At 43.9% G+C, this 24760-nt stretch carries 30 protein-coding genes and 2 tRNA genes; 10 read left to right on the top strand and 22 right to left on the bottom strand.

From position 1 onward, the window contains the following. The 8 genes from D6D85_RS04760 to D6D85_RS04725 all read right to left on the bottom strand — a co-directional run. Window positions 1-201 (bottom strand): hypothetical protein (locus tag D6D85_RS04760; protein ID WP_133308291.1); only part of this gene is annotated, 201 nt, incomplete at its 3' end. Between the two features lie 106 nt (window positions 202-307). Then, complete coding sequence (locus D6D85_RS17210) at window positions 308-598, bottom strand: CARDB domain-containing protein (protein ID WP_125670921.1); 291 nt, start codon at window positions 596-598, stop codon at window positions 308-310. Window positions 599-712: 114 nt separating this feature from the next. Continuing rightward, window positions 713-1732, bottom strand: coding sequence for a hypothetical protein (locus tag D6D85_RS04750; protein ID WP_125670920.1), 1020 nt, complete (start codon window positions 1730-1732; stop codon window positions 713-715). Window positions 1733-1827: 95 nt separating this feature from the next. After that, on the bottom strand, window positions 1828-2640 hold the full coding sequence (locus D6D85_RS04745) for a hypothetical protein (protein ID WP_125670919.1): 813 nt from the start codon (window positions 2638-2640) through the stop codon (window positions 1828-1830). 53 nt (window positions 2641-2693) lie between these two features. Next, window positions 2694-3758 carry an endonuclease NucS domain-containing protein gene (locus D6D85_RS04740; RefSeq protein ID WP_161969690.1) on the bottom strand — a complete coding sequence of 355 codons (1065 nt, stop codon included), beginning with the start codon at window positions 3756-3758 and terminating at the stop codon, window positions 2694-2696. Between the two features lie 349 nt (window positions 3759-4107). Further along, window positions 4108-4395, bottom strand: coding sequence for a hypothetical protein (locus D6D85_RS04735; protein WP_125670917.1), 288 nt, complete (start codon window positions 4393-4395; stop codon window positions 4108-4110). A 175-nt stretch (window positions 4396-4570) separates the two neighbouring features. After that, complete coding sequence (locus tag D6D85_RS04730) at window positions 4571-5050, bottom strand: hypothetical protein (protein ID WP_125670916.1); 480 nt, start codon at window positions 5048-5050, stop codon at window positions 4571-4573. A gap of 362 nt (window positions 5051-5412) precedes the next feature. Then, window positions 5413-6507, bottom strand: a complete 1095-nt coding sequence (locus D6D85_RS04725; RefSeq protein WP_125670915.1) for an ArsR/SmtB family transcription factor — start codon at window positions 6505-6507, stop codon at window positions 5413-5415. A gap of 15 nt (window positions 6508-6522) precedes the next feature. On the opposite strand from D6D85_RS04725, the gene D6D85_RS04720 reads away from it, so the two are divergent. The 3 genes from D6D85_RS04720 to D6D85_RS04710 are packed head-to-tail and all read left to right on the top strand — an operon-like array spanning window position 6523 to window position 8149. Next, on the top strand, window positions 6523-6783 hold the full coding sequence (locus D6D85_RS04720) for a hypothetical protein (protein WP_125670914.1): 261 nt from the start codon (window positions 6523-6525) through the stop codon (window positions 6781-6783). Next, on the top strand, window positions 6780-7115 hold the full coding sequence (locus D6D85_RS04715) for a hypothetical protein (protein WP_125670913.1): 336 nt from the start codon (window positions 6780-6782) through the stop codon (window positions 7113-7115). Before D6D85_RS04720 ends, D6D85_RS04715 begins: the two co-directional genes overlap by 4 nt. Next, entirely contained in the window at window positions 7115-8149 is a 1035-nt protein-coding gene (locus D6D85_RS04710; RefSeq protein WP_125670912.1) for a hypothetical protein, read from the top strand. Before D6D85_RS04715 ends, D6D85_RS04710 begins: the two co-directional genes overlap by 1 nt. Window positions 8150-8472: 323 nt before the next feature. On the opposite strand, the gene D6D85_RS04705 is transcribed toward D6D85_RS04710, so the two are convergent. Continuing rightward, window positions 8473-9402, bottom strand: a complete 930-nt coding sequence (locus D6D85_RS04705) for a YaaC family protein (protein WP_125670911.1) — start codon at window positions 9400-9402, stop codon at window positions 8473-8475. Window positions 9403-9821: 419 nt separating this feature from the next. On the opposite strand from D6D85_RS04705, the gene D6D85_RS04700 reads away from it, so the two are divergent. Then, complete coding sequence (locus D6D85_RS04700) at window positions 9822-10298, top strand: hypothetical protein (protein WP_125670910.1); 477 nt, start codon at window positions 9822-9824, stop codon at window positions 10296-10298. 68 nt (window positions 10299-10366) lie between these two features. Here D6D85_RS04700 and D6D85_RS04695 read toward each other — a convergent pair whose 3' ends face one another. Beyond that, window positions 10367-11614, bottom strand: a complete 1248-nt coding sequence (locus D6D85_RS04695) for a tyrosine-type recombinase/integrase (protein ID WP_125670909.1) — start codon at window positions 11612-11614, stop codon at window positions 10367-10369. Window positions 11615-11665: 51 nt separating this feature from the next. Between D6D85_RS04695 and D6D85_RS04690 the strand changes: the two genes are divergently transcribed. Beyond that, window positions 11666-11740, top strand: a tRNA-Lys gene (locus tag D6D85_RS04690). Here the strand turns inward: D6D85_RS04690 and D6D85_RS04685 are convergent. Further along, the gene (locus tag D6D85_RS04685; protein WP_125670908.1) at window positions 11741-12370 is read right to left on the bottom strand and encodes an HAD family hydrolase; all 630 of its coding nucleotides are present in this window, start codon (window positions 12368-12370) and stop codon (window positions 11741-11743) included. It lies immediately after the preceding tRNA gene. 255 nt (window positions 12371-12625) lie between these two features. Here D6D85_RS04685 and D6D85_RS04680 point away from each other — a divergent pair, with 255 nt between their 5' ends. After that, window positions 12626-13798: an FprA family A-type flavoprotein gene (locus tag D6D85_RS04680; RefSeq protein ID WP_125670930.1), complete on the top strand. Its 1173-nt coding sequence runs from the start codon at window positions 12626-12628 to the stop codon at window positions 13796-13798. Between the two features lies 1 nt (window position 13799). After that, window positions 13800-13973, top strand: coding sequence for a hypothetical protein (locus tag D6D85_RS16120; protein WP_161969689.1), 174 nt, complete (start codon window positions 13800-13802; stop codon window positions 13971-13973). 360 nt (window positions 13974-14333) lie between these two features. Here the strand turns inward: D6D85_RS16120 and D6D85_RS16115 are convergent, their stop codons facing one another. The 7 genes from D6D85_RS16115 to kae1 all read right to left on the bottom strand — a co-directional run bounded on the left by D6D85_RS16115 (window position 14334) and on the right by kae1 (window position 18912). Beyond that, complete coding sequence (locus D6D85_RS16115) at window positions 14334-14504, bottom strand: hypothetical protein (protein ID WP_161969688.1); 171 nt, start codon at window positions 14502-14504, stop codon at window positions 14334-14336. A gap of 56 nt (window positions 14505-14560) precedes the next feature. Continuing rightward, window positions 14561-14645 (bottom strand) — tRNA-Leu (locus tag D6D85_RS04675). A gap of 32 nt (window positions 14646-14677) precedes the next feature. After that, window positions 14678-15658 (bottom strand): vWA domain-containing protein, encoded by a 981-nt coding sequence (locus tag D6D85_RS04670; protein WP_125670907.1) that lies wholly within the window; start codon window positions 15656-15658, stop codon window positions 14678-14680. Further along, window positions 15655-16533 carry an AAA family ATPase gene (locus D6D85_RS04665; protein WP_125670906.1) on the bottom strand — a complete coding sequence of 293 codons (879 nt, stop codon included), beginning with the start codon at window positions 16531-16533 and terminating at the stop codon, window positions 15655-15657. Before D6D85_RS04665 ends, D6D85_RS04670 begins: the two co-directional genes overlap by 4 nt. A gap of 166 nt (window positions 16534-16699) precedes the next feature. Beyond that, entirely contained in the window at window positions 16700-17332 is a 633-nt protein-coding gene (gene deoC / locus D6D85_RS04660) for a deoxyribose-phosphate aldolase (RefSeq protein ID WP_125670905.1), read from the bottom strand. Between the two features lie 10 nt (window positions 17333-17342). Further along, window positions 17343-17912, bottom strand: coding sequence for a (d)CMP kinase (cmk, locus tag D6D85_RS04655; protein ID WP_125670904.1), 570 nt, complete (start codon window positions 17910-17912; stop codon window positions 17343-17345). A 13-nt stretch (window positions 17913-17925) separates the two neighbouring features. Then, window positions 17926-18912 carry a KEOPS complex N(6)-L-threonylcarbamoyladenine synthase Kae1 gene (kae1, locus tag D6D85_RS04650; RefSeq protein WP_125670929.1) on the bottom strand — a complete coding sequence of 329 codons (987 nt, stop codon included), beginning with the start codon at window positions 18910-18912 and terminating at the stop codon, window positions 17926-17928. A gap of 56 nt (window positions 18913-18968) precedes the next feature. Here kae1 and map point away from each other — a divergent pair, with 56 nt between their 5' ends. Both map and hjc read left to right on the top strand, forming a co-directional pair. Beyond that, the gene (gene map, locus D6D85_RS04645) at window positions 18969-19880 is read left to right on the top strand and encodes a type II methionyl aminopeptidase (RefSeq protein ID WP_125670903.1); all 912 of its coding nucleotides are present in this window, start codon (window positions 18969-18971) and stop codon (window positions 19878-19880) included. Between the two features lies 1 nt (window position 19881). Further along, window positions 19882-20301 carry a Holliday junction resolvase Hjc gene (gene hjc / locus D6D85_RS04640; RefSeq protein WP_125670902.1) on the top strand — a complete coding sequence of 140 codons (420 nt, stop codon included), beginning with the start codon at window positions 19882-19884 and terminating at the stop codon, window positions 20299-20301. Here the strand turns inward: hjc and endA are convergent. Continuing rightward, complete coding sequence (gene endA / locus D6D85_RS04635) at window positions 20298-21344, bottom strand: tRNA-intron lyase (RefSeq protein WP_125670901.1); 1047 nt, start codon at window positions 21342-21344, stop codon at window positions 20298-20300. The genes hjc and endA overlap by 4 nt on opposite strands. 5 nt (window positions 21345-21349) lie before the next feature. Then, complete coding sequence (locus D6D85_RS04630; protein WP_161969687.1) at window positions 21350-22282, bottom strand: Gfo/Idh/MocA family protein; 933 nt, start codon at window positions 22280-22282, stop codon at window positions 21350-21352. Window positions 22283-22332: 50 nt separating this feature from the next. Between D6D85_RS04630 and D6D85_RS04625 the strand changes: the two genes are divergently transcribed. Then, window positions 22333-23169: a geranylgeranylglycerol-phosphate geranylgeranyltransferase gene (locus D6D85_RS04625; protein WP_125670899.1), complete on the top strand. Its 837-nt coding sequence runs from the start codon at window positions 22333-22335 to the stop codon at window positions 23167-23169. Here D6D85_RS04625 and D6D85_RS04620 read toward each other — a convergent pair. Together D6D85_RS04620 and D6D85_RS04615 are read right to left on the bottom strand one after the other, a co-directional pair. After that, window positions 23159-23947 (bottom strand): CBS domain-containing protein, encoded by a 789-nt coding sequence (locus tag D6D85_RS04620; protein WP_125670898.1) that lies wholly within the window; start codon window positions 23945-23947, stop codon window positions 23159-23161. The genes D6D85_RS04625 and D6D85_RS04620 overlap by 11 nt on opposite strands. Then, window positions 23922-24758, bottom strand: coding sequence for a CBS domain-containing protein (locus tag D6D85_RS04615; RefSeq protein ID WP_125670897.1), 837 nt, complete (start codon window positions 24756-24758; stop codon window positions 23922-23924). The genes D6D85_RS04620 and D6D85_RS04615 overlap by 26 nt, the downstream gene beginning before the upstream one ends. Window positions 24759-24760 lie beyond the last annotated feature (2 nt).

Raw genomic sequence — 24760 nt, 5'->3', positions numbered from 1 at the left:
GCTTTGTTTAACAAGTGACGCATCTCCAGCCCCAGCTGCAATAGCTAGAGGAATGTACTCCTCGTCTACCTTCAAAAATATCGGATAAATCTTCCTAGTTTCGTAGCTAACGGGCCAAACTGTTGCCCTGGAATCCGAGGAGATGATTACACCTTCCTTGCTATTCTCATCGAGCCATTTTAAGGCGATAATCAGGGTCATATTCCCGCCACTTGTATTGTGCGCGGACACTTAAAAAGCTTAATACATGTGCACCTAGAGCGCATGTAGCGCGCGAAGGTCAGCTCGGAGGCGAATAGTAGAGGTATTATGCTTGAGTGTTCCCCGGCCCGTACACCACTATGTTGTGCCGCCTAGATGTGTCGATTGTCCCTGTTGTATGGACGGTGAAGGACACCACACCGCCTGAAGCGAGCGAACTACTCATATCGTATGTTCCCCAATTCGTATTGTTAACAAACACATGCCATGTTCCTGCCGGTATAGTTCCGGGCCCAAGGTTCTTAATATCCAGCGTCAGGTCATAATCATCGCCAGTGGCGGCAGTAAACCGTGCGTTCAGCACCTGTATCTGGGATACCGCGCGCACATATCGCATGATCCTCGAAGAGGAATCTCCATTATCCACATTTGAAATGTCTGAACCTTATATCATGCTAAGTAGTGTTTTATGGTGAGGACTAGTAAAACACGCAGCACATACGCTCAACTCTTATGGAACCCTGTATACAGCCTCGGTTCCGTACAACTTCACCCTGACTATGGAGGGCTTATTTTCCATACTTTCAGAAAGGGAGCCACATTCTATCGTCACGGTCTTCTCTTCCCCCGGATTCACGTTCTCAGATGAATGCTCATAAGGAGAGATATAGCAGAGCTCGAGATACCGATCGTCAGCGTACACCTTGAAACGGTAGAGAGATATCGGATATGCCTCCGTGTTTCTGATGGTCATCGTGATGTTGTCCAGAACCCAACCTCCAACAAAGGTCTCATACCTCAGCTCCACCCTGTCTATCCTCACCTCCGGCCTCAGGGGCTCCGTTGTGTAGGAGGCATTCCCCACACCCGGGACTGAGATGGTGAATGTGTGGCTTTTTTCGAGATCTTCCGGCGGTATTGGCAGCTCGATTTTCTCCCTGCTTCCCGGCATTATGACCTCCTTGGGTGATTTAAAGAGGCAGGGGTGTCCATCTATACTGAGCGGGGAGGAGGAAGAGAGCAAGGAGGGAGAGACAATGTACAGCGGGACATCTCCCGTGTTCTCCACCTCGATTAGGATCTTCTCTATCTCGGGCTCTGTTATCCTTCCTTCTGTGATGGATACTTTCACACCTAGTATCCTGATGCTCCCGCTCAACCCCTTAACCTCGATCTCCCTCTTGAGCACCTCCTCATTACCTATGAACGCCTTTATCACGTACTCCCTCGATCCGATTACGTTCTCGTAGGGATTGCCAATAGTCAAATATGCGACCTCCTCCGGAAGCTCCGCCTTATATGAGTCCATCACCTCCCCCTCAGGCGTTAGGAGGTAGAATTTAACTGGATATTTGTCAGTCTTGAAGAGGATTTTTATGCCCGGATAGTGCGCCTCCCCCAAGGGCGTCACATCCGTCAACTCCACTGATTTAACTGTGAGAGAAGGCTTAACTGCCATGCGTAGGATTAGCACAGCCAAGAAAATAACAGCAATTACACTTATCCCAGCAAAAATCTTCTTCAAGCTCATAAGAAGGTGTCTCCAAGAGTCTTAATAATATTTTTCTTGATTCATCTGAAGCTTTATCAAGTGCTATGCACCCTTATGAAGTTTAATTCTTCTTTTCATTCTTCCTTCCTACTGAAGTAAAGTTTCTCCGCTATCAGAGTTGTTGCCTTGAGTGCAGAAACTGCGATTTGATCGATAGGGAACTCAGCTATTATCTTCTTTTCCTGCAAGATATCCTTAGCTCCTATGACCTTTGTGCATTCCCTGTCCTTGCTTTCGACAAATCTAACTATCCAATCGATGTTTCCATGAATAAATTTATCAAGCACTCTTTTCTCCAACCCTTGAGACCTAAAAATTTCTTCGATCTCCCCTCCTTCAATGATTTTGTGCTCCTCCGCCATCTTTATTAATTCGATTAACTTCTTCCCCTCAAGCTTCTTCATTTCCTCCCATATCTTTTGGGGAAGCTCCTTCTCGCTTTTAACTTCTTTCTTGGCCATTTCTTCTGCTATACGCTCCCTTAACCCTGTTTCTACAGCAGTTCTGCAGAGAAATATTGAACCAATAGGAATTCCCGCCCTGTAAGACATGCTGGCAAATGTCAGATAATGAAAAATCAGCTTATCAAGCACCATTTCTTCGAATTCAAGGCTTCCAATTTCATCTCTATGTTTCAACAAAATTTTGTCGATGTTCACCGTCACAAGATGCCTTATTATGTTTTGATGATGAAGTACAGAGTAGTGGTTTCTCAGCCCTTTATCTATCCACTCGATATAGCGGTCATCAGCATCGATCCCGTAATAAGACTTGACTATTTCTTTAATTTTCCTTTTTTCAGAATCAGAGAGCGGAGGAATTACAGTACTTTCCATATGAGAATTGTTAGGACTCGAAGATTTAAAGATTCTTAAGCATTCTTCCAAATTACACACGCTAAACTAGTGATAGCGGTTGTGCGCGCACATGCAACACCTCCTCAACTTCTTTCTCCTGTCTTCTCTGCTTCTGTGCGTGCTATTTGCAGCAAAACCTTATATGTCAGAACTTCCACGTTCGACACGAATTTTATAGCATACTTCAATCTATCATCTATGCCTTCTGCCAGAATCAAACCCCTCACATTTTTCTCCTCTGCTAGATTTTCTTTCACCCAGCCCATGTACCTGAGGACTTGAGCCAGAGCGCTGTCAGTTGCCTTTCCACATTTTAGTTCTATTACCACGAAATCCCCTGTTTTCTTATCTTTCGTTAAGAAGTCTATTCTCCCTACTGATGTCTGGTATTGGCTTCCGCTGCTTTCGGGATCTTCCTCATAGAGCTCTAATCCCAATTTGTTACCGATAATTTCGTCAAAATTCTCTTCAATTATTTCTTGTATCCATTCCTCTCTGGGAGAAGGAATTATTATTTCCTTCTCCTCAGTTAAATCTTGGACAAGTCTTATTCCTTCCTCTTCGGCGGAAATAAAGTGAAGAAAGAAATCCACATCATCAAAAGTTAGCTTAAGCTCTGGAGCAATATCATCTCTTAGCTTTTTAAGAGCAGAGAGAACTTTAACGTATTTTGTTCCTGCATCATCACCCCAGTCATAAACCTTCCATCCAAGGACATTTAAACCATTCTCAGTTCTGTTGTTCCAGAGACAGTACTTATCCATGTTAAAATCCATCAAAAAAGCCGAAGCAAGTCCTTTTCCAACGCCATCTATGTGATGATCTCCACGCGCATCAACAACATCCCGAAAACGCTGCTCGATAGGAATCTCCTCATTCAGAAGATGTAACAGCATTTTTCTGAACAAGGATATGTCTCTAACGATTCTGTCTCTATAAATTTGGTTAAATGTTTGTCTTCCCTCACCTCCTTTATAATATTCCAGAAATCTCTGACGCAGTTCATCATCCGTTAGTTTCTTAATAGAGTCAGGATTAATCCATTCAGAATTAGATTTGTAGCGCTCTATTCGATGCTCATGCCACTTTTTATAAGAATCTGATTCCTTAAATTTTGAAAGTAAAGACCTAATTTGATCATCGCTCAACATATTACCACCGCGCACATACTACATTCGGGCAGAAGCTATCACCCACTCTATATTATCGGGACGCCTAAAAAGCTTATGTGCGTGCACCCAAGGTACTTCGATCAGAATTAGATGTACAGATATGCGCTTCTATATTTGTACATGCGCGTGCAACAGTTCTTAATATTCTTCATGCGCACGCACCTAGGCAGGGAGCAGCACACAGATTTAACTTTCTCCCTCCTGGAAAAGAGTAAGATAAACCTCAGCAGTCATCAGATTTAACTTAGTTGTTATAAGTTAAATGAGAAGCTGAGGCTCGAAAGTTTCCTAAAAATGGAAAAGCTGAGCAATTGCGTAGGTTGTACTATTCTTGGAAACCTGCAAAATATTTATGATTTAGAAAGTCTGGATGTTTACGGAGAAAGCTCAAAGCTCTTGATCCGAGACAGTAATAGCGGCTATAATGCTTTTTTGGATAACCCACGACCCAATTGTTGTTCTTCATCCTATATAATGTCATGCTTAGGATGTTTGGCTTTATTTTGAGCGCTTCTATGAGCTCCCTTCTCGTTACGAATTCATATTCATCTCGACCAAAGGCATTCCTTTGCCTCATATATTCCAAAATTACCCACATATAAACGGCCTTCATTCAATCCACCCTGATGAAATCTGAGAGTTCAACAGGCAACATTAATGTTGTCTTTTAAACTCTTGGCCTCCGTTGAAACCCTCTTTTTTCAATGTATTGAATCATTTTCTTCATGATCCTGTATTAGATATATAGGAAAAGATACATTGTTAAGAGCAAAAGCTTTATATATATGTTATAAATGTGATATAGCTGTAGCATCCTTGTTATCATGAATGCGAATCCCCATATCCAAGATGAGCTTAGCGATCTCGCTCTTTTTATAGCCCTTTTCCCTCGCCATCTCCTCTAATTTCTTGTCAATCTCGTGTGGAATTCTAATTGGAAAGTATTTTCCAGATCCCATTCTCATGATCTCAATAAGCCTCCTTTCCGCATCATAAAACGGATCTCTCCTTTTCAGCTCCTCCTCAAGCTCCTTTATCCTCTTCTCAAGCTCCTCTTCCCTCTTTTTTTGCTCCTCTTTTACCTCCTCAAGCTCCGTTTTTAGCTCCTCGATCTCCTTTTCAAGCTCCTCTATCCTCCTTTTTTGCCTCTCCTTCTCGCTCTCTTCGAATATATCACCCAGAATCCCTCCCATATGGTCCTCTGTGCCCCTCCCCCTATCAGCGAGCTCCCTCCTCCTTTGTCTTTCCGAATACAGCCAGTATGCCATAAGAATTGAAACATCCCTTATTAATATTTTTCCTTGCATTCAAAGAGTTTTCATGAAGGGATATCGAACTGGTATCTATTTTAGCACAATACTATATAGACACATAAACATTGAGCAATTCCTCATGTTCACTCAAAAGCCTTTGAGTTCCTGAAAACCTTATTCATCCCAGTCCTATTTAAATCTGTCCATTCGTTCTTATTTCACAAGAATATATTGTGCCTATGCCAAGGGAGCATAAGCAGGAAGTATTTAGTGAGGGCTTCTTGAAAGTTGATCAGGATGGCCTGTCCTTCTTTATGAGGAAATACAATGCCCATTCGATCCAGCTGGGAGATACCGATAGAATAAATCCTTTCTTATCAGCTACCCTTCCTGAGGAGAGCGGTAAGCATGTTCCCCAGGTATCTCTCAAGCTCCTCTTGGTTTTTCCTCCCCTTTTCACTTAGATCTTCCAGATAGTCACGGCAAATATCACACCGGCCAAGAAGGGGAAATCCATTTTGAAAATCCGTAACAATCTTTTTCATGTCCTCCTCATACCTCTTTCTTCTCTCCTCATAATTTCTTTCATTCTCCTTCAGCTTCTCGTAGGTAATGCGGATGGAATCCAAAGAGAGAGCCTTATTGATGGCCTCTATCAAATCAGGTTTAAGCCATGCAAAGATCACCTCCCCACCTCTGTCCTCTATAAGCAGCTGGACCATGCCCTCTGTCTTTTGCATATCGAGAGTGTCTGGCAAACAGTCTATGTTGCACGGGGGTATGTTATCAATTAGGCATAATTTTACGACATCCCGGATTCTATCATCCACGACCTCTTCTGAGCGCACGACCTCCCCTGAACCTCCGAACATACTAGAAATAGCAGAATACACTCTTCCACTCTCAACCTCTTTTTCAACCTCTATGGGGATATTATATTCCAAGAGATAGTCTCTTATCTTCTCACAGATCTCCTTTTGGAGATCCTGTATCTCCTCCTTGATCCTTATCATCTCCTCCATGTTTGAATATATCTCTGGATATCCTGTTTTGAGATGCTCCAACAGATACTTGTATTTCTCATTTGAGAAAATTTCGCTTGGATCAGGAAGTTTAAAGTAGGATCTCCCTAAAATTGCCAAAAAATCACTTAAAAGGTATTTTGAGTGCTGAAGGAGGACATTTCTTAGAGCATCATCCTTCAATATAATTTTGCGTCTTACTACCCTGTATTTGCCATCTTTCCTCTCCTCTACCACCTCAATCCCCTTTAAAACGCTCAAAGCAAACCTGATCTCCTTATCTATAGTTGCGTGCGCGATTCCGGCAAAAGCACTATCATTTTTCAGCTTATCAGCAAGCTCTTTTACCGAAGCTGGTCCCTCTTTTAGCTTCTCATATACCCTTACTATCCTCCTATAAACTTCCTTATGGCGCTTAACGATTTCCGAGCCCGATTTCTTTTCTGACATGTCCAATATCACTAAATGGTGGACAGGTCCGTATTAAAGCTTGTGGTGATGATGCCGCTTAGGAGAGTTGTAGATGAGCTGAAGCCGAGAGCCCTGGAGATCCTGAAGGGGGTATCCCCAGAGAATGCAATAGGAGTGGCGGAGATTGCAAGGCAGCTTAACATCGCCTGGACCACTGCGAAGATCCTGCTTCTTGAGCTGGAGCTTGAGGAAAAGATTGGATGCATAAGGACGCCGAGAGGAGACATGTACTATGGGAGAGTGGAGCCTAAATGAGCATGGAGGAAAGGCTGAAGAATGAGCTTATGATGATCAAGAGAAAGGCAGGTATAACAGATGACCTAGAAGTAATCTGGGCTCCAGATGCTGACAGCAAGCTCTCAGGGGAAGTTAAGGGAAAGACAATCTACATATATGAATCGGAGGAGGAAAAGGCCGTTAATACGCTCATCCATGAGTTCATTGACTTCCTTGTGAGCAGAGCCTTGGAGCCCTACATTTCCTTTGCGAATGCGATGATAAAGCTCCTCAGTGATATTGCATACAGGAGAAAGGAGGAAACAATCGAAACGATCGTTAGGCTCCTCACATCTCAAGAGGGTAGATGATGCCCCAGACCTCAACCAGTCCCCAACCAGACCTCATCTATAGCAGGTTTAAGTCCAGATACAGCAAGCCTGCGTACAGGTGCGTCATAGAGGTAATGTCAAATGGGGAGATATGGTCCATAAAGAACGTGTCAAGCGTTCTCAGGAGGAATGAGCCGAAATTGAAATATGATACTGCGAGGAGTAGGCTAAGGAGACTTTCTAAGGATAAAATTGTCATAAGAGTATCAAGAGGTGAATACATCCTCAGCCCCCTAGTTCTTGAGATGTTGGGGTCTGGAGGGAGGGTAGGGGGGCCTGCGGGCGGGAGGCAGGAAAGCACTTGTTTTCCAGAGGATCTATTGACTTCCATAAAAGGGGAGAAATCAGGCAAAAAGAAGATGGTTAAGCTGCATATAGGTCTGTCATATGCCTTCTTTCATGTGAAAAAGTGCAGATCTGCCCAGAGATCACTTTCAATACCGCTTGATGAGAACTCGTCTCTTGAGGTTAAGGTTCACAAAAACAGGGCTGCTAGCATAGTCCTTCGGTCAACAGACAACCCTCTTGACTACATTCAATTTGAAAAGCTCCTAACAGCAATTTTCACGCTTAAATCTATCCTGGGCTTTTCGGAGGAGGACATAATAGTTAAGCAATATGAAATAACATACGATTTCGAAAAAAGGATGATATCAGGGGACTTCAGCTACCAAGCTTGGACCTCCGATATCATGGTAAGAGTCTATGCGCATAAGCCCGGTGAAACAAGGGCGGAGCTGCGAATGCAGAGGATAGAGGTTCCATATGAGCAGGCCACATCCTTCATACAGACGATACTGGAGGGTGGTGCCTCGATGCTCCATCTTTATCAGGCTGTTTATCTTGATCTAAGGAACCAGAATGCACTAACTCCTATATTTGTACAGCTTTCCAACCTGATCGTGGCTTTGATAAACCGAATTGACAACCTTTCGGCCCAGATGAACAAGCTATCGTATGCATCGATGAACAAGATGGAGAAAAAAGGAGGAAGAAGCAAATATCTTAGTTAAAGAATCTGCGTGCGTGGGATTTCATATTCCTCCCTTAAATTATTTTAATGAAATGCGCACGCACCACAGGGATGGTCATTTGAAATAACTTATTGATACTGTGCACACATCAACAGACCATGGAGCCCTTCTTATCACTATCTTCCCTGATGGAAGCGTGCGCATGCGCGCGCATGTTATCCACATCCCATGTGCTGAGGAAGGGGCTCAATGCACGCATGCACACGATAGAATCAGCTTCTTGAAGTCAAGAAATGCATGCACAGATCTATCACGATAACTTCCTCATCCTTGATGTAAACCTCCTTGATTATCCAGCTGAGTCAAAATTTTTTAAATGTAAATTTTCCATCTATTATCTCCCTTATAAGGCGATTAACTTGATATAAGAGACCAGTTGCGCACGCATACTCCGCTAATGCCCTTCTAAAACGCAAGGCAAAAATGCTTTGATCCTGATTTTTTCCAAGTATCACTGAATTCCAGAGTGCTGGACGGTATCTTGAAAGACTCGATGCTATGAAAACAATAAGATAATTTATTAAGGAATCGCTAGGCAAACTTATTGAATTGATAAGAAAAGGGCAAATAATCAGTCTGCCCCTCATCCTTGAATGCAATTCTTCTTCAAAATCTGAAGTACTTAAAGATAATAATTGTTTTACTGAGAGAGAGTTAAACTTGATATAATTGTTTGGAATAAAGTCGATTTCTTCATTTTTCCATATAGGTAAGTAAGAGGAGAAAATTAAGGATGCTCCTAGCAGTGTCCATGTATCTATCAATCTTTGCAGAATTCCTCTTGTAATGTTAACTTTTTGCTTTAAAAAAGCAATCTCAATATCTTGGATATTTGCACTCCACTTAGAGATATGTAAGCCATGGGAGGTAGAATGCTCCGGCTCCCACCTGAAGAATGTATATATAAAGAATGAATTAAAACAATGCCATGAATAATGATAGAGCATAGGTGCTACGGTGTCGCTAGCTCGTGTTGCTGTTCTCCATAATTCCATTGCATTCTTTAAAAGAGTAACATTCTGATCCACGATTTCAGGGTTCCTTTCAAGGTAATCTTTTGTAATAGGGTAAACTTTACGTTGCACAATCTTGGAATAACGTTCGACCATATACCTGTAAGGAGTATAAACTTCAATGATTCGTTCTAGAAGTGATTCATAGAAAGAAAGGAGGGTTAATGGCTCATAATCAAGCCACGCTTTCTCCATTTCTCCTGTGACTGAATGAAGCATCATAGTTATATCTCTAATCACGCCATATTAACTTTTCGTTAAAATGAGAAAATGAAGTTAATGCATGTGAATGATGGGAAAGTGCACGCGTGCATTTTTCAAGCTTTTCCATAAATGCGTACGAGAAAATAAGAAAAAAGTATTTCAGGTATAGGAGAGGAGATTGCGCACGCATCGCTTCAGAAGTTCTTTTAACTCCCTTTTTGGGATTCTGACAGACGCTTTAAGAGTTCACATAGTTTGGCTTCGGCTCTGTTTTTCTTCCGCTCATCAAAAATAAAAAGGAACATGCCTGCGACCACCAAAATAACTCCAGCAATTGCGTACGTAGGAATCGTTGAAAGACCTAAACTAGCTATTCCTATTGAAATAAATACAAGGCCGATATCCTCTAAGTGTCTGCGATCCTCTATTTCCTCTTGAAGACACTCTACGTGCTCATTACAACTTGCCATATTCACCCTTTTGGTCTTTTAATTGGTGATAAAGTTTGGTACCAAGAGAGCATCCCACCTCCAGAAATAAGCGATGAAGCCATTATATTAAGGAAGGAAATAGCAGTTAAAATGAAAGGGGAAATAAAAGAAGTAGAGATTGGGGGACACCCAACAAAGGCAGGGGAAGTTGTACCTCCTACAGGAATTGTAGCTCCTACGGGAGTTGTAAGAGAGACCTTACAAAGAATAATGATTGAGGCTGAAATTCCTTGGGATAGGCTTTCCGATCTAGTTGGTGGGGTGCTTGGACCATTAAATTGTGAAGGGGCTGAAATTTCATTAAAAATAAAGATTGAGGCATCGTCAGAAAAAGGGATAAGCAAAGATACTTTTGAGTCAGAAGTAATGAAAACTTTACGTAAAATTGGAGCAAAGATAATCAAGGAGGAAGCTAAGTAGTGCGCGAACATGTGGATGTGCGCGCAGAAACCTTATTTAAAACAATTCTTCAAATTCTTCAACTAATATCATGCAACCCTTTTTATCACTATTTTTCCTGATGGAAGTATCGTGTATATGTCCCATCCCTCCCTCAGGTATTTCTCTAAATCCTCCTCCCTCACTATCTTCTTCGGATCTCCAGATCCCTCCCTAATCTTCTTCATCTCATTCTCTATGATTTTGAGCTCTTCCTCCTCAGTAAGATTCCTTCCAAGCTCCCTCTCCTTCTCTACCCTTATTCTCATTGGATCTATTCCCATCATCGCTGCAAACCTCCTTATCGCCTCTATAACAGCCTCGTTCTTTATCTTCTCAGGGCTCTCAGCTTTATATATTGTTAAAAATGGCTCTGCCTTCCTCCATTCTTCTATTAGCTCCGGCTCTGATGGTCTAAAGTAGCTCAGATCAAGGCCTGTGACCTGTCCCATCCAGAGGCTTATCGTAGTCCTTGACACTCCTGCTCTCTCAAGCTGCGTCCTGTAGAACTTTCTTAAAGAGTGGATGTGGAGCTGATGCCCTCCGCTGCTATCCCTGTAGTCCATTCCAACCTTCTTTATCGCTGAATACCAGTACTGCTGGGCATGAGCTTTTCTGAGAAATTTATCGGGATCTCCCTTCCTAGGCCAGAGCCAATCGCTCCTCATATTGTTCCTCTCCCTATCTTTTAGATATTCCCTCAGGGTATCAACGCACTCCTTGGTCAGAAATATCCTCCTCATAATGCCAGTCTTTGCAGTCCTTACATCCACATATGGGGGATCTGATTCCATATGGAGATCCGATACCTTGAGCTGAAGGCATTCAATTAGCCTCATCCCAGTAGATGCTAATGTTAAAAACAACGCCTTATTTCTTAACCCCATAACACTGAGTATCTTCCTCAGCTCATCGACAGTTGGGGCCCTATCTGCCCTGACAGCCCTTGTTGGTGGAAGGACAATCCTGTACCTCAGAATATCAGATCTTATCTCAGCACCTGCCATCCTGAGCATCCTTATGAGGAGGTGAAGGTAGAACTTCAGGGTCTTTGGCGCAAGGTTCTCCTCCTGTATCTTGGCAAGAAAGCTCCTTATTGTCTCATATGCATCCATTCTGCCCTTTACGATATCTGTTATTGCCTCCTTGTATTCCTTTCCCGTTACCTCTTCCAAGATCCTCAGAACCTTTTTTACAGCATATATTCTCCTGTCCCCTGTTGAAGCTACTGATTCCACTATCGAGTCAATATTTAAATAGCCTGAGCTCTTCCTCCTGTTGATCCTCCTCCTCGCCATATCTATCCTAGATAGTGGGGGAGGAGGATCGATATAAAGTTGAGCTACGTTGGGCCCGTAGCTCAGTATGGTTAGAGCGCCCGGCTCTTAACCGGGAGGTCGCGGGATCGAAGCCCGCCGGGCCCGCTATATGAATATCGGTAGATTTAAAAGCTCCTTTATCGATTTAACTGTGTAATCAGGCCTGCTGATCTCTATCTCATCCGGCTTTCCAGCTCCATCAAGAAGGGCTACTGACATAACTCCTGCTGATCTTGCAGCTTCGACATCCTGAGCTGTATCTCCCACAAACACCGTTTTTCTTCTATCACATCCCAGCATGGAGATCATAAGAATTATCCCATCCGGATATGGCTTCATTCTACGACAATCATCTCTAGTGACCACTGCACTAAAATAACCTTTCAGGTCAAATCTTACTAGTGCATAATCTGTTGCCTTTCTACCAGCGTTTGTTAGAAGTCCCATCTTAAATCCCCTTCTGCTGATAAAATCCAGCACATCATAAAGCCCATCCTTCGGCTCCGATTGAGAGAAAGCAATTATCTCATAGTCCTCTAGTATGGTCTCAACCTCCCTCAGCAGGCCCTTCCTTATGGCTAGATCAACGTATTTCTGCAGAGGATCCTCTATTCTCAGTGATGATGGATCGACACCTCTCTCCTTGAACAGCTCTATTATCGACAACCTTGCTCCTACTCTGTCAAATCTTGAGTCTATCAGCGTCCCATCCAAGTCAAATATCACGAGCTCCATCCAGCATTTTTAAAGCCGGAATTAAAAAGATTACTGGGTGCGGAAGTTAATTTCAGCATTAATTTACTGTATAAAATTATGTGCTCAGCCCCATCCAAATTTCTTTTACAATCTTTGTCGCTCTTACTGGTGGGAGGAGGCTTTGCACGGTAGTAGCATTTTATTTATTCTCTTTTTGTAGTATTTGTGGGAAAGGCTTAAATATACTTTACTATAACTATAATAAAGGTGAACGCTGTGACTGAAAGAAATATTATGAAAATAGCGGAAAACGTTTACTGGGTTGGCGTAAGAGACTGGAATCGCAGAATTTTCGACGCTCTAATCCCACTTCCAAAAGGAACATCATATAACGCTTACCTTATAATCGGCAAAAATGGAAAAGCTCTAATAGACACAGTAAACCCCGGCTTCGAAAAAGATTTGGAGGATAAAATCCGCAGTCTCACAAGCATTGAAGAAATCGACTATGTTATAATGAATCATGCTGAGCCAGACCACGCCGGCGCCATACCCCACATAATGGAGATTGCACAGAAAGCCAAACTGGTGGCTACAGGCAGAGGAGCGAAAATTGCTCAAATCTACTATCACGTTCCACAACAGCGAATAAAAGTTGTGACTGACAATGAGGCTATAAGCCTAGGCGACAAAACCCTACGCTTTATTGAGGCACCAATGCTTCACTGGCCAGAAACAATGTTCACATACCTAGAAGAGGATAAGGTGCTGTTTCCATGTGACTTCTTCGGTTCTCATTTGGCTGGTGGTATCTACAGCGACGAGATTGAGGACTTGCTGGTTCATGCTCAGCGGTACTGGGGCGAGATAATGATGCCTTTTAGGGCTATGGCGCAAAAAGCCCTTGAAAAAATTGCTGGCTTAGATATCAGAATGATAGCTCCAAGCCATGGCCCTATCCACAGAAAGCCAGAGCGCATTCTAAGCGCTTATAAGCAGTGGGCGGCTGGCGAAACACGACCGAAAGCCACAATAGCCTACGTCAGCATGTGGGGAAGCACGGACGCAATGGTTAAGCAGATAGCCGAAACATTAACATCAGAAGGTGTTGAACTGGCTTTTCACAACTTAGCCGTAACTGATGTTGGCGATTTAGCCAAAGATCTTGTGGACTCACGAGCTATTATTTTGGGTACTCCAACAGTTTTAGGAGGGGCTCATCCATTGGCTGTTTACGTTACATATCTTTTCAAAGTGTTGCGCCCGCCAACAAAATTCGCTGTTATTTTAAGCTCTTATGGTTGGGGTGGAGGTGCAATACGACAGATTCAAGAAATTCTCGGCGACTTCAAAATCGAAGTTGTCGGCGCGCTAGAAATTAATGGACCGCCAACCAACGAGAACATGAAGCACATAGTGGAGATTGGAAAGGCATTAGCCAAGAAAATCTTTGAGGTTGGCGCCTAAAATGGATGGAGTAATGGAAGAAGAATGTAAAAAGGCATTAAAGGAGATTTTGAGGCAGCTGCATGCTGATGTTCCTCTAGAACAAGTTAAGGAGAGTTTTAGGCGGTTTCTTGAGGGCATAAGCTGGATGAGAGATCATCTTTATCAAATTCTCCAAGTCTTTTGTATTCAATAAACACGGATCTGCCTTCACCATCTATTGCCAGTGTATCTGTTCTACCAGGTACCTATTTGTACTTCTGAACCAATGTTCTAACCCTTCCTCCAAAACATCCAATTTTCCTTCAAAAGTTTTTGAATTTGCTTTTCAGTTAAGTTCACAGCTTTACCAGAAATCAATTTTATGCCCAATTAAATAATAGCCCTTTAAAATATTTAACTTTCGTTAAGCAAACTAAAATCCAATTTTCTTGCTTTTGTTGTATTACTTTGGTATTTCTGTAACCATATTTCACGGAGTGATTAGTTTGGCTGCGTGGAAGTAGCCGTCTTCTCGCATTCTTTCTGGTGGCTGTTATGCCTTTAAAGTCTGTATTTATGTTTCGCCTTTTTCTTTAAAGTGTTCATTTAAATCCCTAGCTTTAGTATACATGCCAGCTATCTCAGCCCTATGTTTCCAATCCTCAACCATCTCCAAAGGAGACAGGTAAACGTAGATCGCCCTATTCTTAATGGTCTCAGTCTTACCCTTATTAAGCTTAGGCATGCCTCATTAAGATAAGAATACGCCAAAGACGTATTTATAAATTACTAGTAAATTAGTGCGGGGGGTGGGATTTGAACCCACGAACCCCTCAGGGACGAGGTCCTAAGCCTCGCGCCTTTGACCTGGCTTGGCTACCCCCGCTTCGAAATCTCCTCGAGTGCAGATATAAACATCTAATTCATAAATATGTTCGACAGAATCTCCGGTATCCTGCTGATGTTGTCTAGCTCAAAAACCCTCCCTCTTCCAGCTTCCGCTATCCTCATGCAGTTTATCCTCCCTATGTCATCTCTTCTCCTCTCTATCCTGACCACGTTCAGCATTCTCATGTTCTTGGCTATCTCCAATGGATCTCCTCCAACATTGTAGTTCCCATCTGTTATCAAGACATACCTGCAGTCGCCCATCAAATCCCTCTCCCTTCTAGCAACTACAAGAGCTTCCCTCATGTTTGTGTATCCTATCGGGCTCAGGTCAAGTATTTTCTCAACAACCTCCTCTACCCTAACCCTTCTTCCCGCGCTTTTCAGGATCTCAGCTCTATCGCTGAATGCTATTACGGCGTAATCCCCAAATCTGACAGCATAAGCAACAGAAGCAGCAAGAACAGATGCTAAAGTCATCTTTCTTCCCGTCATAGACCCGCTTGAATCTATTATTATCACAGCTGATCTTCTCAGATCCCTCCTCTCAAGTCCCACTATGTCCTCATAGGATATCTCATCCAAGCTCTTAGACCTCTCGACGAGCTTCTCCAAAGTGTCCTCCAGCGAGAAATCCATGGGAGGGGAATAGTCCACTTTTCTCATCCTATGCTTTCCCCTCATCGCTGAGTAAAGCCTTATCCCCTCCTTCACTAGTATCCTGCTTAGAATAGCCCTGAATATCCTCCTGGCCCTCTCATTCATGCTCCATCTTATCGCTCTGTACAGTCTAACTCCCTGCTCAGGCCTTCTTTCCACTTCTGATAGGAAGAGGGGATTTCTCAGGTTATCCGAGACAACTCTAGCAACAACATCTCTGCTGATCCCAGCTAGGGATAAGAGGCCATCTATATCGCCTATGGATGAGATAGCAGCTCTTTCAACAAGGCTGTAATCTATTGGCACTCTTGAATCCAGATGAACTTTTTCATGTATCTCTGAAGGCTTCATCGGGGGGCTTGAATCCCCCTCGCCTGCTGGAAAACCTCCTCCTTGGACAGAACTCTATCAACTATCCTCCTTATTACCTCCTCCTCCGATCCAACTGCATCCTCCCTGAGCTCTATCCTCTTTGGAAGGACCATCATCGCTATCTCATGCCAGTCCATCTCGCTCGATTCAGCTAGAACGGCCATATCTATTGCAGCTCTTACAGATGCACCCCTTTTGATGGCGGGATCCCTTCTAGTCTCCCTTGCTATGGAGACAGCTATCTTTACAATCTCCTCCCTTTTCACCCCGCTCTTCAGCCTGACTATCTCCTCCTCTTCCTCTTGGCTTTGATAATCCAGCTTCACCAAGACAAACCTGTCCTTCAGGGCCTCTGAAAGCCTTGTTACTCCAATGCTCTCCTCTGGATTCTGTGTTGCTATGACTAGAAATCCATCCTTTGCCCTTATCTGTCCAAGATGGGGTACCCCTATTATGCCCTCATCCATAGCAGGCAGTAGCGCGTTTTGAGCTGAATCTGGAAGTCTGTTCAGCTCATTTATGAAAAGTATCCCTCCTTTTCTTGCAGCAGCTGTGAGAGGACCTTCAACAAATGCGCTCTCCACATATCCATGCTTTAGAACAGAGGGAGGATCCCAGTGGCCTATAAGCTTGTTCTCGTCGAGCCTCTCATCCCCATCCACTCTTATGAAATCCCTTGACATGTACTCGGAGACAGATCTTGCTAGGAGGGTCTTTCCAACCCCCACAGGTCCCTCCAAAAGCACATGCCTATTTGCCCTTATAGCTGAGAGGATCATGGCAAGCTCTCTATCTCTTCCGACTATTCCATATCTAGCCTTTATCTCCTCGACTTCCTCTCTCAAGCTCTTCATCTCATGATAATAGGTGAGAGGAGAATATAAATTTCCAGCTCTGCAATCGCAGAAGATATTAAAAATAATACAGTTATTTCATTCATATATCTAATATCTGATTCAATTATAATCTTATGCACTTTCAGATTTATTATTTAAGCTTTATTTTGAGCATTACTTAAACTCAGTCCGGGGCTCCTCTCAGTATCTCAGGCCCTGTGCTAGTCCCTATCCTGCTTGCTCCAGCTTTTATCATCTCCAAAGCCTGATCATAACTCCTTATTCCACCAGCAGCCTTTATTTTCAACCTATCTCCAGCTATTCTTTTCAGCAGAGCTACATCATCAGCTGTTGTTGCCCTCTGAAGGAAGCCCGTGGATGTCTTGACGAAATCAGCCCCTCCATCAGCTATCGCATCGCATGCAATTTTTATCTCCTCTTCTGTCAGAAGAGGGACTTCTATTATCACCTTGACATGCTCAAAATTGAACTTGACGACGGATCTTATCTCCTTGACTATATCGCTGTACCTGCCGCTTCTCAAGGCCCCTATGTTCATAACCATATCAGCTTCCCTTGCCCCCATCTCAGCTATATATCCCGCTTCCCTCTCCTTCACCTCAGCGAAAGTTGCACCTAAAGGAAATCCAACGACCCCAACAACCCTCACATCACTTCCCCTGAGCAATCTTGATGCTAGACCCACATACCAAGGGTTAACGCAGACAGCGTAGAATCCCATCTGCTTTGCCTCATCCACAAGCTTTTTCACATCATCCTCAGTTGCTTGAGGCTTGAGGAGGGTGTGATCTATCATTTTAGCTAGCTCATCCCTTCTCAGAGAACCACCTCCTCACATACATTAGCACAAGATTGAAGGCATCCTCCTCATCTAGCTTTGTCGTGTCAAGAACTAGGTTAAATGGAGTTAGATCCTCATCAAGCCTGAAGCCATAAAGCCTCTTGTAAAGCTCTATTGACGTTTCATCTTTCCTCTTTATCGCTTCAACTGCCTCCTCAACCGAAATTCCGTCCCTTCTTGAAACTCTTCTGGCCCTCTCCTTTACATCAGCCTTCAGGTATATCTTCACAGCGTCCTCTTTTTTATATAGATATGAAACAGTCCAGGAGTCAACAAGCACGTTTTCCTCCCTTTCCATTATCTCAAGCAGCCTCCTGTCGACCTCCCTGTCATATTCCTCCTGCTTCCTTCTCCTCTCCATTGCTCTTTCTCCCTCCTCCGTCTCCCACCAACCGGCATGCATTGCTCTTTCTCCAGCCATTATCTGCTTTAGAAGATCTCCTCCAGAGATATATCTCAGCCCAAGCTCCTTTGCAAGCCTCCTTCCTAATGTGCTCTTTCCGGATCCAGTTAAACCTGTTATTACTATCTTCATCAATTCACCTCCATCAGCTATCTGGAAGATCCATCAGGGGCCATTGCACATCATCTATCCTCCAGTATGGCTTTATGCTGCTCTCCTCAATGCTCAAAGCACCTCCATATTTAAATGAGAGTATTGCAGTCCATGCTATCATAGCACCGTTATCCCTTGAGAACTCCGCAGGAGGTACCTTTAACACTGCATTTCTCTCCTCACACATAATCCTCATCTTCTCCTGAAGCCTCGGAGATGCGGCAACCCCTCCAACAAGAAGTAGCTCATTCTTTCCCGTGTGAGCAAGAGCTCTCTCAGCGACCTCTGCTATCATAGAGGTGCAAACCTCAACAAAGCTCCAGATGACATCCTCCTTCCTGAGCCCGGATTTTATCAGTCTTTCAGCTTCTGTCAGTATTCCGCTGAATGCTAGATCCATTCCCTTTACTGTGTAGGGAAGATCCACCCAATTTCCAATTATTCTGTCCATCTCAGGTCCGGCTGGGAAGCCGAGGCCAACTATCCTTCCAAGCTTCTCTTGGGCATTTCCAAACCCTATGTCAAGGGTCTCCCCCATCACCACATATCTATCTGAGGCATGGGTCAATATCTGCGTGTTTCCACCGGATATGTAAACTACAACAGGATCTCTAGCTCTCGTGAGGAGCCTTCCTATCTCAACATGGGCTATTGGATGATTAACACCGATTAATGGAATTTCCAGAAGCTTTGATAATGCTCTTGCAATGCTAGCCCCCACTGATAAGGCCTGCCATATCCCAGGTCCCTGAGAAAATCCAATGATATCAAGGTCCTTCATGCTTATGGAGGCCTTGTTCAAAGCCCTCTTTATGGTCTCAGCTGCTCTTTTAGCGTGGTGTTCTGCCACATCAAAGGGCCTCATTCCACCCTTTTCAGATGAATAAGATGACATCTCGTTGGCCAGTATTCTGCCTCTTTCATCAGCTATTCCCACTCCAAATGTGTGGGCAGTTGACTCTATTCCCATTGCTATCAAGCTAGCTCCCAGCAAGATGGGAATCCTTTTATATTTAGGTGTTGTGAAAGGATTTGATGAGCGAAGAAGATGATTACTTCAGGGCTGGAGAAGCCCTTTCAGCTATTCTCGACAGATGGCAATCAAAAATAAAGGAGGGGATGAGCCTTATATCAATAGCAGAGGATATAGAGAAGGAGATAACTGAGATGGGCATGAAACCAGCTTTCCCAGTCAACCTTTCGATGAACGAGATAGCAGCTCACTATACCCCTTTTCCCTCCGACAGATCCTATGTGCAGAGAGGCTCTGTCCTCAAGCTCGATGTGGGTATTGTGCTAAATGGGTGTATAGTTGATGCTGCTAGAACCATATGCTTCAGCGATTCGTACAAGAAGATGTCTGATGTAGCCAAGGAGGCTTTTTACGAGGCTGTGAGGGTGATGAAACCGGGAGCTAGGATAATGGATGTCAGCAGGGCCATATATGAGAGGATAAAAAATGAGGGGATGAAGCCGATAAAAAACCTAGCAGGGCACAAGATAACAAAGTACAAGCTTCATTCAGGCATAGATGTGCCCAATTATCCCTCATTAAGTCTGTACAAATTGAAACCTGGTGATGTATTTGCAGTTGAGCCCTTTGTCACGACACAAGAGGGGGAGGGAATTGTGCTAAACGACAACAGGACATACATATTCTCCTTCAAGAGAAATGTGAGGACAAGCTCAAGCTTGGAGAAAACCTTGATGAGATTGGCACAGAAGCAGTTCATGGGACTTCCATTCTGCGAGAGGTGGGTCAAGAAGGAGATGGGAAAGGATCTAGCAGGAAAGGATACAGCTCAATTGCTGAAAGGGCTTGCAAAAAAAGGAGGGCTTTACGATTACCCTGTTCTTGTCGAGGCCAGAGGAATGCCAGTTGCCCAGTATGAGAACACAGTGATGATAACGGAGGATGGAGCTGTCATTCTGACGGAGAAGAGCTGAGATGAGGAGAGGAGTTAAGGCTGAGAGGGATCTTCTAGACTTATTCTGGTCAAATGGAATAGCTGCCCTCAGAGTAGCTGGAAGCGGCTCCACGGGTCATCCTGCATCCGATTTAGTTGTTGGGATTGGCGGAAGGTTTTTCCTGATAGAGGTGAAGACAACATCTGGTGAAAAGGTCTACATAGATCCTGAAGAGGTAAAGGAGCTGGAGAAACTCTCATCTTTAATGGGAGCTGAGGCTTGGATAGCAGTTAAGTTCAAAAAAGGTGATAGAAACTTCTATTTTGTAAAGCTCTCCGATCTGGAGGGAACTAGAAGAGGGTACAGGATTTCATCAGATCTAGCTAGGAAAAAGGGCATAAGACATGACGTGTTCATGGGGATTATATCCGGAAGGATCGCCAGATTGGATCTGCACTAGATCTTCATCCAAGATATCTTGTAGTTTACTATCTTATCCCCTTTCAGAACACTTATTACAAGCTCTTTCCTCACGCTTGTCGCTATTCTTCCAACTCTTATTAAATCCACAGGAGCTATCCTGTCATCATAACTGCTGACTAAGCAGAGATATGGGGCATGCTCCAGTCCAGGGCCCTTCTCATAGAGCATGAAGTTTGCTCCATACTTCTGGGCTGGCTTTACAACATAGCCCAAGTCCCTCCAGTACGAGAAAACTGAGAACCTCTGTCTCACATCTCCTTTTATTCTCATTGCCAAGTCAAGCAGATAATTCTCATCAATCTCCCTTCCATCAGGTGTTTTCACTGTTAGAAATCCCTTCTTCATCAGATAGATCGACTCCATAAGATTTAACTGAAGCTTTGCTTTGAATTTCTCATTTATTTGGGGCTTTCTAATTCCAAGAGGATGTCCCCAGAATCCTCTCCTGTATAACTCACCTCCGATATCCTCATCCCATATAATAACTCTGTCATGTATCAGAGTTCCCTCGGCTTTTGGCAGGATTTTCTCATCCCTTACCCTCTTTGGATTGAAGAGCTTTGCCTCATAATAAACTACATCAAGCCTATCATCAACTATGGCTAGAAGAAGCTCCTTCCTGAGCTTTCCAGCTGTGCTCAGGGATTTTATTATCTCCCCATGCCTGAGGATATCGTCCTCCTGAAGGGGAAGGACCAGGATCTTAGATGATGTTTCCCCTATTCTTGCGCCCTCTGGATAGAGCCTCAAGAAAGGCGTGCTTCTCTCATTCACAACAACTCTTCCCCTGTTTCTGAGATCTGAGTAAACTATGTACTTGACAAAAAGGCTTGGATCTCCGGCCAGAGCCTCAAGAGCATCCCTCAAAGGTGCCTTTATTGTGCCTCTTTGTATAAGGGATGCGAGTTCAACAGGATCCAGCTCCAGACCATCTTTCAAAAGTTCACCATATCCTTCTAGGTACAGCTCCTTTGCAAGCTTTCCTGTCAGTATTATCCTTCCATCCTCCCTCCTCATCATATTTATCACTTCATCTCCACTTCTCTCTCAATCCCACTGAAAAGGGAATCTAGAACATTCTTTGCAAACCTCTCATCTATATCCGGCTTCCTTCCGCTTATAACAGAGCTTATAAAGCTCTGGAGCTCCTCCAAAAGGGGCTCCTTCCTCCTTATCTGGGGCATCAGCGAGTGATCGGACCTCTCTATCACCAATGTCTGGTTTAGATAGTCCACCCATGCGCTTCCTTTGGATCCAGAAACTCTTATCCTCCTCACACCTGCTGGAGTGAGCCAGTTAGTTGATATAACCCCGATTACATCGTTTGAAAATGAGAGAATGAAGACAGCTGCCTCATCGTACCCATTTTCCCCTCTTCTTAGCATTGATCTCACAGCCACAGGCTGTCCCATTAGCCATGTATGAACGTACATCTCATGAATTCCCAGATCAAGTGAGACCCCTATGTTCCAGCCAAGGGGCCTCTTTGGGTTTCTTCCCATCCTTTCCGATGATATCATAAGGGGATCACCTATATCTCCTGATTTAAGGCATTTTCTGAGCTCCTCAATAGCTGGATTGAATATCTCTATGAATCCAGGCATGAATATGACGCCGCTTTTCTCAACAGCGGAAATAAGAGCCTCAAGCTCCTGCTTGCTGGTTGCAACAGGCTTCTCCACAAGCATGTTTATCCCCTTTTCTGCTGCTAAAATTGCTGTTTTTGCGAGATTTTGAGGGGTTACTGCTATGCTAACGGCATCTAAGTCCTCCTTCTCAAGCATATCCTCGGGCGATCCGTAATATCTTGCGTTGTACATCTCCCCGACTCTTCTGGCACTTTCCAGATTTATATCGGAAACAGCTATAAGGTCAACATCTCCTATCTCTCTGTACACTCTGGCATGCGCTGTTCCAAACCATCCGCAGCCAATTACTCCCACTTTTGCTCTTCTCATAAAGACCAGAGGATGCATCCATTTATATATTTAACTTGGCTGCTATCCCGATGGGAAAGCTGAAGGGAATTGTCCTCCTTCTGAGACCGAAAAATGCAATTCTGGCATCGATAGGAGCTCTTGTTGGCTGGTTATCTGCAAAAATCCCCCTTTATCCAATGGATCGTCTTATAATATGTCTTTTAGTTCCACCTCTCATTCTAATGGGAGGAAATGCAATAAACGACTTCTTTGATGTCGAAATAGACAGGATAAATAGGCCATACAGGCCAATACCAAGCGGGCTTGTCAGCAGAAATGAGGCAGCCCTTCTATACCTGTCGCTGTCTGCAGCTGGAACTCTATTATCATATTTTATAAGTATAGTTCACTTTGCAATAGCTCTTTTCTTCTCAGTTGCTTGGTATCTCTACGGCCTCAGACTGAAGAAAGAGGGGCTTATAGGGAATATCTTGGTCAGTTTGGGCGTTTCATTCACAATAATCTACGGAGGGCTTTTCTCCCTAAGCCAAAAGGTCATCATGTATTCGATTATAGCCTTCTTGGTGAATCTGGCCAGGGAGATAACAAAAGGAGTTGAGGACATAGATGGAGATAGAGCTGCAGGAGTCAGGACCATAGCTGCAACCAGGGGGGAAAGAGCTGCTGGCATTGCAATCTCTATAACATGTCTTTCAGCTATTTTATTCACATACATTCCGTTTATCTTAGGCTTATCAGGTTTTATATACCTGATCCTCTCCACATTGGCTGTTATAATCCTCATCTACTCAGCTTTTATATCTTGGAACATAAGCAAGAGCACTGCAAGCAGGGCATCCACTCTGATAAAAGCTTCAATGCTGTTCGGCCTTCTTGCAATGCTTCTCGATTCTGCTACACTCTGAGCAAGAGGGACTTTCTCTCCAGCATTCCTTTCACTAGATCCCCTTCTATCACGGGAAGAGCAGGTATTCTCGCCTTGTAGAATAGAGCCGCTGCTTCCTCTATGCTCTGATCTTCTCTCAGGACCTCAGGAGACTCCTCCATCACATCCTCAACTATAACTCTTCTGACAGCTTCCTCTATATGGGATACTCTTGATTCATCTCTAAGATGATAAAAGGCCTTTGCAAGAGCTCTTTCCGTGACAATGCCGACAAGTCTTCCCTCTTCAACAACTGGTATCACCCTCACCCCGTTCTCTATCATTATGGCCCTAGCATGAACTATCCTGTCTATCGGCATCACCTTAGGATAGGAGCTTCTCATCAAATCCCTGACAGCAGAGCTGTCTTTCAGCATCTTGACTATATCTGTCTCCGTTATTATCCCAACTAAATTGTCTCCTCTCATCACAGGAAGGCAGCTGAAGTCCCTCTCCAGCATTATCCTCTTTGCATCTTCCACCTTATCATCAGCCTGTATTGTTACAGCTGGCTCGCTCATCACAGCGCTCACATGTATCCTGCTAACAGGTACATTCCTGAACCTAGATGAGCCCAGCACATCAACTAGATCCCACATTGAAACTACTCCAGCAACTCTTTTTCCATCAACAGCTATTAAATGGGAGAAATCATGATCCAGCATGAGGCTTAATGCCTTTCCTACAGGGGAATCCTTCGATATGCAGACAGGGGGACTTGTCATCAGCTCCTCAACCTTCTTCTCTGCTAGAGACAATTGAAACACCCCTCACTATATCCCTCTTTGTCAGCACACCTATAAGCTTATCTCCATCTGCCACAGGAAGCCCCGTAACACCCCAGTCCAGCATCATCCTTGCAGCTTTTGCTGCATCAAGCTCTGGATTCAGCGTTGCCCTTATCTCCCTAGCCACTTCTGAAACTCTCCTTTCCTTTATCTCGCCGCTTATCCTTCCAAACTCAGAGTTAATGACTGAATATCCCTTTGCTCTCGATGTTTCATAGAAAAACAGATCCCTTTCTGTCAGAAATCCAACAGGTCTCTCCTTTGATGCAACTACCACGATAGCATCCTCCCTTTTCTTCGAGAAGAGCTTTAAAACCTTCTTGACAGGAAGAGTCTCCCTCACAAAAGTCGGGTTTCTCATCAAATCCCTGACCTTCAGTGCCCCTCTAAACCTCTCCGAGAAAAGCCTTGTCATATCTGTTTTTGTTATTATCCCAACTAACTCCCTGTTCAGCATAACAGGAAGACAGCTTACATTTCTCTCCACCATTATTCTTGCGGCCTCTGCAACAGTCTCCTCAGCTCCTATTGTCACGGGATCCTTGCTCATGTACCTCATCAAAAGCGCTGAGCTTTTGTCCCTCCACCTCCAAGGGGGACCTCCCGATGACACAGCTCTTATGATATCAGATATTGAGATCACTCCCACCGGAGCGCCTTTTTCATCCACCACCACTAGTCTGTGAACTCCTCTCTCAAGCATCAGATTTCTAGCCTTTCCGAGCGTATCATAAGGGGATATTGTGACAACAGGAGAGCTCATATAATCCTTTACCTTCATAA

The organism is Candidatus Methanodesulfokora washburnensis (genome assembly GCF_003947435.1).
Taxonomy (GTDB): domain Archaea; phylum Korarchaeota; class Korarchaeia; order Korarchaeales; family Korarchaeaceae; genus Methanodesulfokora; species Methanodesulfokora washburnensis.
This window is presented reverse-complemented; position numbering and strand designations above follow the sequence as displayed.